Source organism: Ottowia sp., from assembly GCF_035444425.1.
In the GTDB taxonomy this organism is placed as follows: domain Bacteria; phylum Pseudomonadota; class Gammaproteobacteria; order Burkholderiales; family Burkholderiaceae_C; genus Ottowia.
Genome location: NZ_DAOMOQ010000037.1, coordinates 1 through 15,713 on the forward strand (window position 1 = coordinate 1; position 15,713 = coordinate 15,713).

At 68.1% G+C, this 15,713-nt stretch carries 16 protein-coding genes and 1 pseudogene; 10 read left to right on the forward strand and 7 right to left on the reverse strand.

Annotated features, from left to right (window positions below; all coding sequences use genetic code 11):
- The 9 genes and pseudogenes from PK606_RS12820 to PK606_RS12860 all read left to right on the forward strand — a co-directional run.
- Positions 1-119, forward strand: a pseudogene (locus PK606_RS12820) (ACP S-malonyltransferase); the annotation flags it as partial.
- 23 nt (positions 120-142) lie between these two features.
- A complete protein-coding gene (fabG, locus tag PK606_RS12825) occupies positions 143-892 on the forward strand; it encodes a 3-oxoacyl-ACP reductase FabG (protein WP_324564559.1) in 750 nt (249 codons plus the stop codon).
- 92 nt (positions 893-984) lie between these two features.
- Entirely contained in the window at positions 985-1,221 is a 237-nt protein-coding gene (gene acpP, locus PK606_RS12830) for an acyl carrier protein (protein ID WP_106703654.1), read from the forward strand.
- Positions 1,222-1,226: 5 nt separating this feature from the next.
- The gene (gene fabF, locus PK606_RS12835; protein ID WP_324564560.1) at positions 1,227-2,471 is read left to right on the forward strand and encodes a beta-ketoacyl-ACP synthase II; all 1,245 of its coding nucleotides are present in this window, start codon (positions 1,227-1,229) and stop codon (positions 2,469-2,471) included.
- Positions 2,472-2,558: 87 nt separating this feature from the next.
- On the forward strand, positions 2,559-3,038 hold the full coding sequence (locus tag PK606_RS12840; RefSeq protein ID WP_324564561.1) for a hypothetical protein: 480 nt from the start codon (positions 2,559-2,561) through the stop codon (positions 3,036-3,038).
- Between the two features lie 36 nt (positions 3,039-3,074).
- The gene (gene rpoE, locus PK606_RS12845) at positions 3,075-3,710 is read left to right on the forward strand and encodes an RNA polymerase sigma factor RpoE (RefSeq protein ID WP_324564563.1); all 636 of its coding nucleotides are present in this window, start codon (positions 3,075-3,077) and stop codon (positions 3,708-3,710) included.
- A 39-nt stretch (positions 3,711-3,749) separates the two neighbouring features.
- Positions 3,750-4,388: a sigma-E factor negative regulatory protein gene (locus tag PK606_RS12850; RefSeq protein ID WP_324564565.1), complete on the forward strand. Its 639-nt coding sequence runs from the start codon at positions 3,750-3,752 to the stop codon at positions 4,386-4,388.
- Between the two features lie 71 nt (positions 4,389-4,459).
- Positions 4,460-5,473, forward strand: a complete 1,014-nt coding sequence (locus PK606_RS12855) for a MucB/RseB C-terminal domain-containing protein (RefSeq protein WP_324564566.1) — start codon at positions 4,460-4,462, stop codon at positions 5,471-5,473.
- 70 nt (positions 5,474-5,543) lie between these two features.
- A complete protein-coding gene (locus PK606_RS12860; protein ID WP_324564568.1) occupies positions 5,544-7,046 on the forward strand; it encodes a DegQ family serine endoprotease in 1,503 nt (500 codons plus the stop codon).
- A 171-nt stretch (positions 7,047-7,217) separates the two neighbouring features.
- Here the strand turns inward: PK606_RS12860 and pobA are convergent, their stop codons facing one another.
- The gene (pobA, locus tag PK606_RS12865; RefSeq protein ID WP_324564569.1) at positions 7,218-8,426 is read right to left on the reverse strand and encodes a 4-hydroxybenzoate 3-monooxygenase; all 1,209 of its coding nucleotides are present in this window, start codon (positions 8,424-8,426) and stop codon (positions 7,218-7,220) included.
- A 132-nt stretch (positions 8,427-8,558) separates the two neighbouring features.
- Here pobA and PK606_RS12870 point away from each other — a divergent pair, with 132 nt between their 5' ends.
- Entirely contained in the window at positions 8,559-9,332 is a 774-nt protein-coding gene (locus PK606_RS12870; RefSeq protein ID WP_324564570.1) for an IclR family transcriptional regulator domain-containing protein, read from the forward strand.
- A 51-nt stretch (positions 9,333-9,383) separates the two neighbouring features.
- On the opposite strand, the gene PK606_RS12875 is transcribed toward PK606_RS12870, so the two are convergent.
- The 6 genes from PK606_RS12875 to PK606_RS12900 all read right to left on the reverse strand — a co-directional run bounded on the left by PK606_RS12875 (position 9,384) and on the right by PK606_RS12900 (position 15,650).
- Positions 9,384-10,193, reverse strand: a complete 810-nt coding sequence (locus PK606_RS12875) for an ABC transporter ATP-binding protein (protein WP_324564572.1) — start codon at positions 10,191-10,193, stop codon at positions 9,384-9,386.
- Position 10,194: 1 nt separating this feature from the next.
- On the reverse strand, positions 10,195-10,956 hold the full coding sequence (locus tag PK606_RS12880; protein WP_324564573.1) for an ABC transporter ATP-binding protein: 762 nt from the start codon (positions 10,954-10,956) through the stop codon (positions 10,195-10,197).
- Positions 10,949-11,977, reverse strand: coding sequence for a branched-chain amino acid ABC transporter permease (locus PK606_RS12885; protein WP_324564574.1), 1,029 nt, complete (start codon positions 11,975-11,977; stop codon positions 10,949-10,951). The genes PK606_RS12880 and PK606_RS12885 overlap by 8 nt, the downstream gene beginning before the upstream one ends.
- Positions 11,978-12,035: 58 nt before the next feature.
- Positions 12,036-12,899, reverse strand: a complete 864-nt coding sequence (locus tag PK606_RS12890; protein WP_324564575.1) for a branched-chain amino acid ABC transporter permease — start codon at positions 12,897-12,899, stop codon at positions 12,036-12,038.
- Between the two features lie 186 nt (positions 12,900-13,085).
- On the reverse strand, positions 13,086-14,297 hold the full coding sequence (locus tag PK606_RS12895) for an ABC transporter substrate-binding protein (RefSeq protein WP_324564576.1): 1,212 nt from the start codon (positions 14,295-14,297) through the stop codon (positions 13,086-13,088).
- 261 nt (positions 14,298-14,558) lie between these two features.
- Entirely contained in the window at positions 14,559-15,650 is a 1,092-nt protein-coding gene (locus PK606_RS12900) for an NAD(P)/FAD-dependent oxidoreductase (RefSeq protein ID WP_324564577.1), read from the reverse strand.
- Positions 15,651-15,713 lie beyond the last annotated feature (63 nt).

The window sequence follows — 15,713 nt, forward strand, 5'->3', positions numbered from 1 at the left end:
TCGAATGCGGCCCGGGCAAGGTGCTGGCCGGCCTGACCAAGCGCATCGACGCCGAGCTGACCGGCCTGGCCATGTACGACCCGGCCACGCTGGTTGAGGTCAAGACTCTCGTGAACTGAGTGAAATCGGAGAAAACACAGGCATGTCGGAGATGACGATGGCAGGCCAGGTGGCCTTGGTGACTGGTGCCTCGCGCGGTATCGGCGCGGCCATCGCGCTGGAGCTGGCGCGGCGCGGCGTCCGGGTGGTCGGCACCGCCACCACCGAGGCCGGCGCCGGCCGGATCAGCGCTGCGCTGGCAGCGCATGCGGGCTGCCGCGGCGCTGCGCTCGATGTCAACGACGCATCTGCCGCCGAGGCGCTGGTCGAGGCCATCGTGAAGGAACACGGCGCGCTGCACATCCTGGTCAACAACGCCGGCATCACGCGCGACACGCTGGCGATGCGCATGAAGGACGAGGACTGGGACGCTGTGCTGGACACCAACCTGAAGGCGGTGTTCCGCCTCAGCCGCGCCGTCATGCGGCCGATGATGAAGCAGCGCCACGGCCGCATCGTCAGCATCACCAGCGTGGTCGGCGCCTCCGGCAACCCCGGCCAGGCCAACTACGCGGCCGCCAAGGCCGGCGTCGCCGGCATGACGCGGGCGCTGGCGCGCGAACTGGGCAGCCGCGGCATCACCGTGAACTGCGTGGCGCCGGGCTTCATCGCCACCGACATGACCGCCGCGCTTGGCGAGGAGCAGCAGAAGGCGCTCACCGGCCAGATTCCACTCGGCCGGCTCGGGCAGCCGGCCGACATCGCGCACGCCGTGGCCTATCTCGCCAGCCCGGAGGCAGGCTACGTGACCGGCCAGGAACTGCACGTCAACGGTGGGATGTTCATGGCCTGAGGCCATACACTATCCCGTTCGCGCCTGCCACCGCCGGGATGGCGTGTAAGCGCGGGTAAAATCCATTTTTTCATAACCCTCAGAGGGAACCCATGAGCGATATCGAAGCACGTGTCAAGAAAATCATCGCCGAGCAACTCGGCGTGGAAGAGTCCCAGGTCACCAACGAGAAAGCCTTCGTGGCCGATCTTGGTGCCGACTCGCTCGACACCGTGGAACTAGTGATGGCGCTGGAGGACGAGTTCGGCATCGAGATCCCGGATGAGGACGCCGAGAAGATCACCACCGTGCAGGCCGCCATCGATTACGCCAACAGCAAGAAGGCCTGACGCCGATGAGCCGACGCCGCGTAGTCGTCACTGGTCTGGGTTGCGTCAGCCCCGTGGGCAACACGGTGGCCGAAAGCTGGGCCAACGTGCTTGCCGGGCGCTCGGGCATCGACCAGATCACGCGCTTCGACGCCAGCACCTTCGCCAGCCGCATCGCCGGCGAGGTGCGTGGGCTGGACATTTCGCCGCACATCTCGGCGAAGGAAGCGCGCACCATGGATACTTTCATCCATTACGGCATCGTCGCCGCCGCCGAGGCGGTGCAGGATGCCGGCCTGGCCGTCGGCGAGGCGCTGGATGACGAACTGGCCACCCGCATCGGCTGCGTCATCGGCTCCGGCATCGGCGGCCTGCCACTGATCGAGGAAACCCACGCCGACTGGGCGGCGCGCGGCGCGCGGCGCATCTCGCCGTTCTTCGTGCCGGCCTGCCTGGTCAACATGGCGGCCGGCCATGTGTCGATGAAGTACGGCTTCAAGGGCCCGAACATCGCCATCGCCACCGCCTGCACCACCGGCCTGCACTGCATCGGCGACGCCGCGCGCATCATCGAATACGGCGATGCCGACGTGATGGTCGCCGGCGGCACCGAATCGACGGTGTCGCCGCTGGGCGTGGGCGGCTTCGCGTCGATGCGGGCCCTGTCGACGCGCAACGACGACCCCAAGACTGCGTCGCGCCCCTGGGACAAGGACCGCGACGGCTTCGTGCTCGGCGAGGGCGCCGGCATCGTGGTGCTGGAGGAATACGAGCACGCCAAGCGGCGCGGCGCGAAGATCTACGCCGAAGTCGCCGGCTTCGGCATGAGCGCCGATGCCGGTCACATGACCGCGCCTAACATGGACGGCCCGCGCCGCGCTATGCTGTCGGCGCTGCGCAATGCCGGCATCAATGCCGACGAGGTCGACTACGTCAACGCGCACGGCACCTCGACCCCGCTGGGCGACCTCAATGAATCCAACGCCATCAAGGCGGCGCTGGGCGAGCGCGCGCATTCGGTCGTGGTGAGCTCGACCAAATCGATGACCGGCCACCTGCTGGGCGGCGCGGGTGGCGTCGAGAGCGTGTTCACCATCCTGGCGCTGCACCAGCAGAAGGCGCCGCCGACCATCAACATCTTCAACCAGGATCCCGAGTGCGATCTGGACTACTGCGCCAACGAGGCGCGCGACATGAAGATCGAGGTGGCGCTGAAGAACAACTTCGGCTTCGGAGGCACCAACGGCTCGGTGGTGTACCGCCGCGTCTGAGCTTGCTGCCGGCTGTTCGTGCCGCCCGGCTGCCGGGCTGCGCGGTTGCGGCATCGCGGCGCTCGAGGGTGATCCATTCAGCGCGTCATGAAGGATGCGCCCGCCGTGGTCTTTCCGGTCGGCCGCACGCCCGCACTGGGGCTTGCGCTGACGGCCCTGTGGCTGGCTGGCGCGCTGCTGGTGTCGGCGGCGGTGCTGCAGCAGCAGGACGGTGTGCGCAACTGGACCAGTCTGGTGTTGCTGCTGGCGTCGCTGCTGACTGGCGGCGGGTTGCTGCGGTTCTGGCGTCGGCAACAGGCGCGCCGGCTGGTCTGGGATGGGGCATGCTGGGGTCTGCAGGAGGGCGGCAGCGCGTCGGTCGACGACGATGCCCGCGTCGAGGTCCGGCTGGACCTTCAGCGCGCTGCGCTGCTGCTCTACCGTGACCCCAGTCGGCGGCGTTCGATCTGGCTGTGGGCGCAGGCCGCCGATGACCTGCCGCGCTGGCACCTGTTGCGCTGTGCGCTATATTCATCCAGCAAGTCGGTCGTCCGTTTCGGGGCTGGCGCCGTGGTCGAGCGCAGCTGAAGCGCGGGCGGCAGCTTCCACCTAGATATCTTTCTCGTGTCCGACCAGCCCCTTGCTTCTCCCCCCGCGCCGACCGACAGCGATGCGCAGCTGGTCGAGCGCGCGGTCGCGGGCGATCATCGCGCATACGAACTGCTGGTCATCAAGTACCAGCGCCGCATCGAGCGCCTGATCGGGCGCATGGTGCGCGATGTCGATCTGGTGCAGGACATCGCGCAGGAAACCTTCATCCGGGCCTGGCGGGCGCTGCACCAGTTCCGCGGCGATGCCCAGTTCTACACCTGGCTGTACCGCATCGCGGTCAACACGGCGAAGAAATCCTTGATGGAGCTCAAGCGCGATCCGGTGATTACCGAGGCGGCGCTGCATTCGGCCGACGAGGATGATGAAACTTCCCGACACGAGAACACACTAACTTCCGAATCCACACCGGAATCCGAGTTGGCGGCACGCGAGATCGCCGAAGCGGTGAATGCGGCGATGGAAGCCTTGCCCGACGACCTGCGACAGGCGGTGACGCTGCGCGAGATCGAGGGCCTGAGTTATGAAGAGATTGCGGAAGCCATGAATTGCCCCATTGGTACCGTGCGATCGCGCATCTTCCGGGCGCGCGAAGCCATCTCGGCGAGGGTCAAGCCCTTGCTGAGCCATCAGACGGGCAAGCGTTGGTAAGGCTGGCGGGTTGTTGCTGAACAAGTGACGGTGGTCGTGATGAAAACGCAGTTCAAGATGGATGTCGAACCTGAAACAGTCTCCGCCCTGATGGACGGACAGCTGGGTGCCGACGAAGTGGCAGCGGTGCTGCCTGGCATGGCCGAAGGCGCGGCGCGCGAATGCTGGCAGCTCTACCACCTGGTCGGCGACGTGTTGCGCTCGACCGACCTGGCGGGCTGCGGCCATGACGCCGATTTCGTGCGCTGCGTCAGCGAGCGGCTGCAGCGGGAGGCCGGGGTTTCCCGGCCGGCCGAAGCGGCCGCGATCGTGGTGCCGCAGGTGCGCCAGCCGGCCGCCAACGATGGCGTGTTCCGCTGGAAGATGGTGGCCGGCCTGGCCTCGTTCGCCGCCGTGGCGGCGATCGGCTGGGGCGTGATGGGCAGCATCGGCCCGCAGCCGGGTGGCGCGCAACTGGCGCGGCAGGAGGCCGCCACCGACAGCACGCGCATGGTGGCGGTGTCGGCGCCGGTACCGGCGGAAGTCGCCTCGGCGGCGCCGGGAGAGCCGACGATGATCCTGCGCGATCCGAGGTTGGACGAGTTTCTGGCCGCCCACCGCCAGGCGGTGGGTGCTTCCGCGCTGGCCGGCTCGGCCGGATTCCTGCGCAACGCCACCTTCGAGGGATCCGGGCGCTGATGACCGGGGCGCTCTTCGTGGATTCAGCGATGATGCAGGCGAATCGGGTAACGCGCGCCGGCGCGGCGTGCGTGAAATGGTCGCGTGTGGCGCGGCGCGTGGCTCTGCTCTGGTGCGCCAGCAGCGTGGTCGGGCTGGCGGCTGCCGCTGACCGGCCGATCGGGCCGCCGGAGCGCAGCGTGGCGGAATGGCTGGTGCGTCTGCAGCAGGCCACCAACATGCAGTCCTACGCTGGCACCTTCGTGGTGTCGTCCGCGTCCGGCGCCCTGTCCAGCTCACGCATCTGGCATGTGTGCGATGGCGAGGTGCAGCTCGAGCGCGTCGATGCGCTGACCGGTACGCCCCGGACCACGCTGCGGCGCAACGAGGCGGTGATGACCTTTCTGCCGCAATCGCGCACGGTCCGCACCGAACAGCGCGATGCGATGGGCGTTTTCCCGAACCTGCTGGCGCCCGGCAAGGATTTTTCCACCGCCGATTACTACGCGGCGCGCCAGGTCGGGCAGGGGCGCGTGGCGGGCTTCGACGCCGACATCGTGCTGCTCAGCCCGCGTGACGGCAAGCGCTTCGGCTACCGCATCTGGAGCGAACAACGCACCGGCCTGGTGGTCAAGACGCAGACGCTGGACGCAGGTGGCCGCGTGCTCGAACAGGCGGCGTTTTCCGAACTGCTGCTGGACGTGCCGGCGCAGGCCGGGCAGTTGCAGCAGATGATGGCGGCCACCGACGGCTACCGGGTCGAGAAATCCGAGCACGTCAGGACCAGCGCCGAGGCGGAGGGCTGGCGGCTGAAGGCCGAGGTGCCGGGTTTCCGGCCGCAGCAGATGTACCGTCGCCGGGCGCCGAACGCGGTGACGATGGTGCAGTGGATCTTCTCCGACGGCCTCGCCACCGTGTCGCTGTTTCTCGAGCCCTTCGACGGCCAGCGCCATGGCGCCGAAGGCATGGCCGCCATGGGCGCCACCCACACGCTGCTGCGCCGCGTCCCGGCTGCGACCGGTGACTGGTGGCTGACGGCGGTGGGCGAGGTGCCGGTGCAGACCTTGCAGGTTTTCGCCCAGAACCTGGAACGCCGGAACCCGTAGCGAATCAATCGAATCTGGCCAGGGCGGCCGCATGCTTCGCGGCCCGTTGCGCCCATCAAGGAATCAAAGCATGGACACGCTGACGCGCATCACGCGATCGAAACTGAACCTGTGGCTGGCCGCGCCGTGCCTGGCCGGCGCCCTCCTGCTGGCGCTGCCGCCGGCGGCGATGGCGCAGCCGATGCCGGCGCCGGTGGCGCCGTCGGTGCGCGGCCTGCCGGACTTCACCGACCTGGTCGAGCAGGTCGGGCCGGCGGTGGTCAACATCCGCACCATGGAGCGCGTGAGTGCCAGCATGGGCAGCGGCGGTCTCGGCGACGAGGAGATGCAGGAGTTCCTGCGCCGCTTCTTCGGCGTCCCGACGCCGAACGTGCCGCGCCAGGGTCCGCGCCCGAACCGCCCGCAGCAGCCCGAGCAGGAAGTGCCGCGCGGCGTCGGCTCCGGCTTCATCATCTCGTCCGACGGCTACGTGATGACCAATGCCCACGTGGTCGACGGTGCCGACGAGGTGCTGGTGACGCTGACCGACAAGCGCGAGTTCAAGGCCAAGATCGTCGGTGCCGACCGGCGCACCGATGTCGCCGTGGTCAAGATCGATGCCACCGGGCTGCCGGCGGTGCGCATCGGCGACGTCAGTCGGCTGCGCGTGGGCGAATGGGTGATGGCCATCGGCTCGCCGTTCGGCCTCGACAACACCGTCACCGCCGGCATCGTCAGCGCCAAGCAGCGCGACACCGGCGACTACCTGCCGTTCATCCAGACCGACGTGGCGGTCAACCCCGGCAACTCGGGCGGGCCGCTGATCAACATGCGCGGCGAGGTGGTGGGCATCAACAGCCAGATCTATTCGCGCTCCGGCGGCTTCATGGGCATCTCGTTCGCGATCCCGATCGACGAGGCGATGCAGGTGAGCGAGCAGCTGCGCACCAGCGGGCGTGTGACGCGTGGCCGCATCGGCGTGCAGATTGCCGAGGTGACGCGCGAGGTGGCCGAATCCATTGGTCTCGGCAAGCCGCGCGGGGCGCTGGTGCGCGGCGTCGAGGCGGGCTCGCCGGCCGAGAAAGCCGGGGTCGAGGCGGGCGACATCATCGTCCGCTTCGACGGCCGGGCGATCGACAAGGTGTCCGATCTGCCACGCCAGGTGGGCAACACCAAGCCCGGCACGCGCAGCAGCATGACGGTGTTCCGGCGGGGCCAGAACCGCGATCTGAACATCACCATCGCCGAGCTGGAGCCCGAGCAGACCGCGCGCCGCCCGGCGGCCAGGAGCAGCGAGCCCAAGGCCGCGGGCACCGCGGTGCAGGCGCTCGGCCTCACCGTGAGCGACCTGACCGAAGCGCAGAAGAAGGAACTCAAGCTGCGGCGCGGCGTGCGCGTCGATGCGGCGGCCGAGGCCGGCGCACGCGCCGGCCTGCGCGAAGGCGACATCATCCTGTCGGTGGGGAACACCGAGATCGCCAACGTGCGCGAGTTCGAGGCGGCGGTGGCGAAAGCCGACCAGAGCAAGCCGATCAACATGCTGGTGCAGCGCGGCGAACTGGTGCAGTTCGTGCTAGTGCGGCCGGCACGCTGAGGATCGGCGCCGGATGTGCGTGGCACCTGGGTGTCACGCGCGACGGCGGCTCATGCACGATGGCGGCCGCCGGTGCGGCTGACCCCTCTTCAACCAGGGTTTCCGCGCCCGCCCTTGGGCAGGTCGATGCCGGGGCGCCAGGCTTGACGGCCGCTGCGCCCGCGATCATGACTACATGAGTTCTGCGGTGTCCGCGAAGTCCAGCGGCAGGCCGACGTAGTTCTCGGCGATGGTGCGCAGCCCCGCTTCGGAGTGCAGCAGGTAACTGAGTTCGGCACTCTGGAACTTGGCGATGATGGCGCCGTCGTCCGGGAAGCGGTGCATCAGCTGGGTGAACCACCAGGAGAAGCGCTCGGCGCGCCAGATGCGGCCCAGACACCGGGTCGAGTAGTTGTCAAGGCCGGCCTCGCTCTTGTCCTGGTAGTACTCGACGATGGCGTCGTACAGGTACTTGACGTCGGTGGCGGCCAGGTTCAGGCCCTTGGCACCGGTCGGCGGCACGATGTGGCCGGCGTCACCGGCCAGGAACATGCGCCCGAAGCGCAGCGGCTCGGTGACGAAGCTGCGCAGCGGCGCGATGCTCTTCTCCAGGCTGGGGCCGGTGACCAGCTCGTCGCGGCCCTGCTGGTCGAGGCGCAGCTTCAGCTCCTGCCAGAAGGCGTCGTCGGTCCATTCCTCCACCTTGTCGGTCAGCGGCACCTGCAGGTAGTAGCGGCTGCGCGTCTTGCTGCGCTGGCTGCACAGGGCGAAGCCGCGCTCGGAGTTGATGTAGATGAGCTCGTCGTTGACCGGCGGCGTGTCGGACAGCAGGCCCAGCCAGCCGAACGGGTAGACCTTCTCGTACTCCTTGATCGCGGTGCGCGGCGCGCTGGCGCGGCAGACGCCGTGAAAGCCGTCGCAGCCGGCGATGATGTCGCAGTCGATGCGGTGGGTGAGGCCGTCCTTCTCATAGGTGACGTAGGGCTTGACACTGTCGAAGTCGTGCACGGCGGTGTTCTTCACCTCGTAGATCGTGGTCAGGCCGGCTGCCTGGCGCGCGTTCATCAGGTCGTGGGTCAGTTCGGTCTGGCCGTAGACCATGACGTGCTTACCGTCGCTGTACTTCGTCAGATCGACGCGGTGACGCCGGCCATCGAACAGCATTTCGATGCCTTCGTGGATCAGGCCCTGCTTGTGCATGCGGGCGCCGACGCCGGCCTCATCCAGCAGGTCGATGCAGACCTGCTCCAGGATGCCGGCGCGGATGCGGCCCAGCACGTATTCGCCCGAGACGCGCTCGACGATCACGGCGTCGATGCCGGCCTTGTGCAGCAACTGGCCCAGCAGCAGGCCGGACGGTCCGGCGCCGATGATGGCAACCTGGGTACGGGTGATGGTCATGGGGTGCTCCTCGTTTATGGGGTTGGCAGGGGTGTCCGAGGCCATCTAGCTTAGACCTTGCATCGGCTCCATGCCAGCCGTTGCCAGCGACATTGCACGATCATCAATAAATTTGTGCGATCATCGCGCAAGATGACGATTGCCCACGCTGACTACATCGCCGGCCTGGCCAAGGGGCTGGCCGTGCTGGAGAGCTTCGATACCGAGCGCCAGCGCCTGAACGCCACGCTGGCGGCGCAGCGCGCGGGCCTGACACGCGCTGCCGCGCGGCGGCACCTGTTGACGCTGGCGCATCTGGGCTACCTGGAGAGTGACGGCAGCTTCTTCTGGCTCAGTCCGCGCGCGCTGCGCTTGGCGGGTGCCTACCTGGCCTCGTCGCGGCTGCCGCGCGTGGTGCAGCCGGCGCTCAACCGCCTGGCCGCTGAGACGCAGGAGGTGTATTCCGCCGCCGTGCTCGACGGCGATGAGGTGGTCATCATCGCGCGTGCCGCCGGCCTGTCGGACGAGTCGCCGCTGCTGGCCTACGGCCGCCACATCGGTGCCCGCATGGCGGCGCATGCGACCTCGACGGGGCGTCTGTTGCTGGCCCTGCTGCCGGCCGAGGAGCTGGCGCACTGGCTGAAGCAGCGCCGCACCCTGCCGCGCCTGACACCGCGCACGACGACGCAACTGCGTGAGTTCAAGGTCCTGCTGGCCCAGGCGGCGGCGCAGGACTACTGTGTCGCCAACGACGAGCACGAACTGGGCATCCACGCCCTGGCAGTGCCGCTGCGCAATGCGCGGGGCACCACGGTGGGCGCGCTGAACGTCATCATGCGCCCGGGGCGCATGAGCGAGCAGGTGGTGCAGGGCGAGCTACTGCCGCGCCTGCGGGCGGCGGCGCGCGACGTGCGGGCGATGCTGTAGCTGGTGCCACGCCTGCGGCGTGCGGCCGGAAGAGCCCGGTGCGTCGGGGTGTCAGACTCCCAGGTGCTGCGTCAGCAACTCGGGCTGCGCCCGGATCTGCGCCGACGTGCTCTCGAGCGCCACCTCGCCCTTGACCAACACGACGTTGTGGTCGGTCACCTGGGTCACGTGCTTCCAGTTCTTGTCGACGATGATGCTGCTGATGCCGGTCTGGCGGATGACGTCGCAGATGCGCCAGATCTCGCGCGCGATCAGCGGCGCCAGGCCTTCGGTGGCCTCGTCGAGGATCAGCACGTCGGGATTGGTCATCAGGGCGCGGCCGATGGTCAGCATCTGCTGCTCGCCGCCGGACAGCTGCTGGCCGCCGTGGCCGAGGCGCTCCTGCAGGCGCGGGAAGGTTTCCAGCACGCGCTCGTAGGTCCAGTCGCGCTGGCCTCGCGTGCCGGGGCGGGCGGCCATCTTCAGGTTCTCCACCACGCTCAGGTTGCCGAAGATGCCGCGACCCTCGGGCACGTAGGCCACGCCGAGCTGCGCGATCTCGTACGGCGCCCGGCCAGTCATCGGCTTGCCCATCACCAGCACGCCGCCACGGCGCGGCTTGACCAGGCCCATGATGGATTTGAGCAGCGTGCTCTTACCCATGCCGTTGCGCCCCATCAGGCCGATGGTTTCGCCGCGGCGCACCTGGAAGTCGATGCCCTTGAGGATGTGGCTGGCGCCGTAGTAGGTGTGCAGGTCGGTGGCGTGGATCAGCAGGTCGGGGTCGTGCCGTGGCCGCTCGACGCGGTCGCCGGCGCGCTGGCGCGGCGACAGCGGATTGTTCGGGTCGTCCTGGATGTTGGCGTTCGATGGCGTCGCCATGTCAGTGCTCCTCGCCCAGGTAGGCGGCCTGCACGCCGCTGTCGGCGCGGATCGCCGCCGGCTCGCCGCTGGCGATCACCATGCCGTTGACCATCACGGTCAGGTGGTCGGCGAGCGTGAAGATGGCATCGATGTCGTGCTCGACCAGCATCATCGCGTGATGCGGCTTCAGGCGCAGCAGCAGCGCGACCATGCTCTCGGCCTCGGCCACGCCCATGCCGGCCAGCGGCTCGTCCAGCAGTAGCACCTGCGGCTCGGTGGCCAGCGTCATGGCGATTTCCAGCTGCCGCTGCTCACCATGGCTGGCGGCGCCGGCGATGAAGTCGCGTCGTGCGGTCAGGCCGGCCAGTTCCAGCGCCTTCTCGGCACGCTGGTTGACCCGCTTGTCATGGCCCGCCCGTTGCAGCCAGCGGCGCGGGTTCCAGGGCTGCTGGAGCGAGCGTGACTGCGCCGCCAGGCGCACGTTCTCCCACACCGTGAAAGTCGGGAAGATGTTGGTCTTCTGGTAGCTGCGGCCGAGGCCGCGGCGCGAGATCAGTTCGGGCGATGCCTTGGTGATGTCGTGCCTGCCGAGCATGATGCTGCCGGAGGTCGGTGGCAGGTCGCCCGACAGCAGGTTGGTCAGTGTCGACTTGCCGGCGCCGTTGGGGCCGATGACGCAGTGGATGCGCGCGCGCCACAGGTCGACCGAGACGCCGCTGACCGCGGCCAGCCCCCCGAAGCGCTTGGTCAGGTCCTTGGCGCTGAGCAGGACTTCACTCATGCGGGTTCCCCTTGCGGCCGCTGAGGCGCTCCAGCAGGCCGAGCAGGCCGCGCGGCGCGAAGATGATGACCAGCACGATGAACAGGCCCATCCACATCTGCCAGTGCTTGCCGGCGCGGAACTCGCCGATGGTCGGCAGATCCTTGAACAGCTCGAGCATGAACTCGAAGGCGAAGGCGCCGACGATGGCGCCGGCGAAGTTGCCCATGCCGCCGAGGATCACCATCATGACCGCGTGCGCGCTCATGTGGAAGCCCATCAGTTCGGGGTTGACGAAGCCGGTCTGCGCGCCCCACAGGTAGCCGGCCAGCCCGGCCAGCGCGCCGGCCATGGTGAAGACGGTGAGCTTGTAGTTGAACGAGCCGAAGCCGACCGCGCGCATGCGGTGCTCGTTGACGCGGATGCCGGCCAGGGCCCGGCCGAACGGGCTCCACAGCACCCGGCGCAGGAAGACGTAGACGCCGATCAGGCAGGCCAGCACGAAGTAGTAGAAGACGCGCTTGCTCTCCAGATCGAACAGCGCCGCATCGGGCTTGAAGTTGATGTACTTGCCGTCCGAGCCGCCCAGCCGCAGCGCGAAGTCGCCCGGCAGGTTCAGCTCCTTGTTGTCGAACACCAAGTAGAACAGCATCTGCGCGAACGCCAGCGTCACCATGATGAAGTAGATGCCGCGCGTGCGCACCACGAAGAAGCCGATGATCAGCGCCGCCAGCGCGGCCACCAGCATCGCCAGCGGCAGCGACCACCACAGGCTGATGGCGCCGTTGTCGCTGGACACCAGCGCCAGCGTGTAGCCGCCGATGCCGAAGAAGGCGGCGTGGCCCAGCGACACCAGCCCGGCCACGCCCTGCAGCAGGTCCAGGCTCATGGCGAAGATGGCCAGGATCATCATGCGCGCGACCATCTGCTGGTAGAACTCGCTGCCGACGAACGGGAACAGCGCCAGCGTGATGAAGCCGAGCACCAGCACCAGCTGGATGCTGCGCGGCAGGGTTTCGAGGTTGGTCTTTGGCGCGCTCATGCAACGGCTCCGGCGATGCACCGCGCGGCTGGCGAGGGAAGGGGCTTGGAAATTCGGGTCATTGCTTGAACAGCCCCTCGGGCTTCCACAGCAGCACGGCGGCCATCAGCACGTACACCAGCATGCCCGCCACCTGCGGCAGCAGCACCTTGCCGAAGGTGTCGACGAAGCCGACCAGCAGCGCCGCGATCAGCGCGCCGCGCACCGAGCCGATGCCGCCGATCACCACCACCACGAAGCACATGATCAGCACCGACGAGCCCATGCCCGGATAGACGCTGGAAATCGGCGAGGCGATCATGCCGGCCACCGTGGCCAGCGCCACGCCGATGGCGAACACCACGGCGTGGATCAGCTTGATGTTGATGCCCAGCGCCTCGGTCATGTCGCGGTTGAAGGCGCCGGCGCGGATCTTCATGCCCAGGCGCGTCTTGTTGATCAGCAGGTACAGGCCGATCGCCAGCAGCACGCACACGGCCATCATGAACAGGCGGTACACCGGGTAGGACTGGTTCTCGGTCAGGGCGATCGAGCCATTGAGCAGGGGCGGGATCGCCACCCCGTGCACGTCGTCGCCCCACAGCATCGAGCGCGCCTCCTCGAAGATGTAGATCAGGCCGAAGGTCATCAGCACCTGGTCGAGGTGGTCGCGGTGGTAGAAGTACTGGAACAGGATGCGCTCCAGCAGCAGCCCGAACACCACCGACAGGGCGGTGCCGAGCACGATCGCGATGGTGAAGCTGCCGAGCAGGCTCGACAGCGCGAACGCCAGGTAGGCGCCCAGCATGTAGAAGCTGCCATGGGCGAGGTTGACCACGCCCATGATGCCGAAGATCAGCGTCAGGCCGGCGGCCAGCATGAACAGCAGCAGCCCGTACTGCACGCTGTTGAGCGTCTGGATCAGGAAGTTGGCGAAATCCACGGCAGATTCGAGGAAGATGGCGGCGCGCTATCGTCTGTTGTGGCGGGCGCGATGGATGGGCGAGAAGTTCTGAAGGCCGCGGAACTGGCCATCCCGGCACTGCCGTGGCGCGGGCTTGGTCCGGCCACTGGCGGTGTCCCCCATTGCGAGGCAAAAGGGGGCAGGCGCATCAGCGCCTCAGGGGAGTCAGGCCATCTTGCACCCGGCGCCCGAATCCGACAACGCCTTGGCGGCGATGCCGACCACCTTGTTGTCGCCGTTCTCGACCACGCGCAGGTAGATGTCCTGCACCGGGTTGTGCGCCTTGCTCATGGTCCACTTGCCGCGCGGGCTGTCGATCACGGCGGTTTCCATGGCCTTGTACAGCGCCGCCTTGTTCGACAGGTCGCCCTTGACGGCGGCGGCGCCCTGCACCAGCAGCTGGCCGGCGTCGTAGCCCTGCACCGCGTACACGTCCGGCTGCATCTTGAACTGCTGCGCGAAGGCGCTGCGGAACTGCTTGTTGCGTGGCGTGTCGAGCGAGTCGGCGTAGTGCATGGTGGTCATCACGCCTTCGGCGGCCGGGCCGGCGGCCTCGAGCACGCCCTCGGTCAGGAAGCCGGAGCCCCACAGCGGGATCTTGTCCTTCAGGCCGGCGGCGGCGTAGTCCCTCATGAACTTGGCGGCGCCGGCGCCGGCGAAGAAGCAGGCCACGGCATCGGGCTTGAGGTTGGCGATCTCGGTCAGCAGCGCCTGGAACTCCACGTTCGGGAACGGCAGGCCGAGCTCCTTGACGATGGTGCCGCCGGCCTTGGTGTAGCTTTCCTTGAAGCCTTCCAGCGCGTCGTCGCCGGCGGCGTATTTCCAGGTGATCCAGACCGCCTTCTTCAGGCCCTTGTCGACCATCGGCTTGCCCAGCGCCAGCGTCGGCTGGCTGTTGGTGAAGCTGGTGCGGAACACGTTGGGAGCGCACAGCGCACGCGTCGCCGCATGCACGCCGGCGTTGGGGATGATGCTGAGCACGCCCGAATCGCGCGCCACGCGCTGGATGCCCATCTGCACGCCCGAGTGCACGGTGCCGATCAGCACGTCGACCTTGTCGCGCTGCACCAGCTTCTGCGCGTTCTCGACGCCCTTGGACGGCTCGGACTCGTCGTCCACCTTGAACCATTCGATCTCGCGGCCGCCCAGCTTGCCGCCCTTCTCGGCGATCGCCATGCGCACGCCGTTCTCGATCGCCACGCCGAGCTGGGCATAGGTGCCGGTGAAGGGCAGCATGAAGCCGACCCGGACCTTGTCGCCCTGGGCGCGCACGATCTGGGGCAGCAGCAGGCCCATGGAACTGGCGCCGACCACGGCGGCGCTGCGGGACAGCAGCAGGCGACGGTTGAGACTGCGGATGACGGGCCGGGAAGTCATGGCTGGAACTCCTTGAATGAGGGTCGATTGAGCATTGTGGTTCATGTCGCGGTGGTGACGGCTGCCGACTTTCCCTAGGTCGGGTTCAAGGTGTGAACCCTCGGAGCCACCCACAATTTCCGGAAACATGAACTAAAGTGCGTGCAGACGCGCAGTATAGGTCTGCTCATGCGCAATATGATTCAAGTTTTTGCGTTGATTGATCAGGGTTTCCCCTGATATTGGGCGAATTGGCCGCGTCACGGCATCAGCCCGCAGTGATCAGAGCGAGAACAGCCCGGCCAACTGTCGCCGGTCGCGCCGATTCTTCCAGTTCCAGACCTCGCGCCCTTCCAGGCTGAGCGGGCCCCAGACGGCGATGGCGTGGCCATCGCCGCAGCCGACCACGTGCAGGCGCGACACGTCCGCCGGCGCCTTCCTGAAGCTGCCGCCCGCCAGCGCGGTGCGCAGGTTGGCCTCCAGCACCGGCCCGACCTCGGTCGGCGCGGCGTCCGGCACGATGAAGATCTGGCGGTGGCTCTCGCTTTGCAGCCGCTCGTTGAGCACCGGGCATTCGTCGTCGCCCACCTGCAGGCCGGCCTGCCGCAGCCAGGCCGGCTGGCGGGTGCCGATCGTCAGCAGCGGCGCATCGCACATCAGGCTGGCGCCGCTGGCCAGTTGCACTGCCTGGCCGTCGATGCCGGTGCAGCGGTCCTGCAGCAGCGTGATGTTGAGCTGTTTCAGGCGTGCCAGCACGCGCCGCTGCAGCGCCGCCGGCTGGTCGAGCAGGGGCATCTGCTCGCCCGCCACCAGCGTCACCCGGCTGCCGTGCGGCGCCGCCAGCGCGTGCGCCGCCGCCATGGCCAGTTCGATGCCGGCCAGGCTGTCGGCGATCACCGCCACCTGCAGCGCGCGCTCGCTGGCCAGCGTCCGCAGTTGCGGCCACAGTTGGACGAAGCTCTCCAGCGGCCGGGTGAACAGGGCGTTGCGGCGCGAGCCGGGGATCAGCGCCTCGATCTGCTCGCGATCCACCATCGGCTCGACGTCGACCGACAGCACGTCGTAGGGCAGGGCGTCGCCGCTCGACAGCTGCACGCGGCGGCCGTTCGGATCGAGCGCCAGCACGTGCGCCGGCACGAAATGCACGCCGCTGGCCTCGACCAGCCGATCCAGCGGGATGCGGATGTCCTCCAGCGTGTAGTCGCCGGCCACGTAGCCCGGCAGCATGGTCGATTCGATGTAATAGGGGTGCGGCGCGACCAGGGTGACGTTCATGTCGCCGCTGCCATGGCGGGCCAGGCCCTTGAGCACATGCAGGTGGGCACGACCAGCACCGATCAGCACCAGGTGGTTCCGGCTGGGATTTGCGGTCATGGGGCGAGTGTATCCAGTGCTCGCCGGCGCGGACGCGTGTTGCAATCGGTTGCTGGCGCCGAT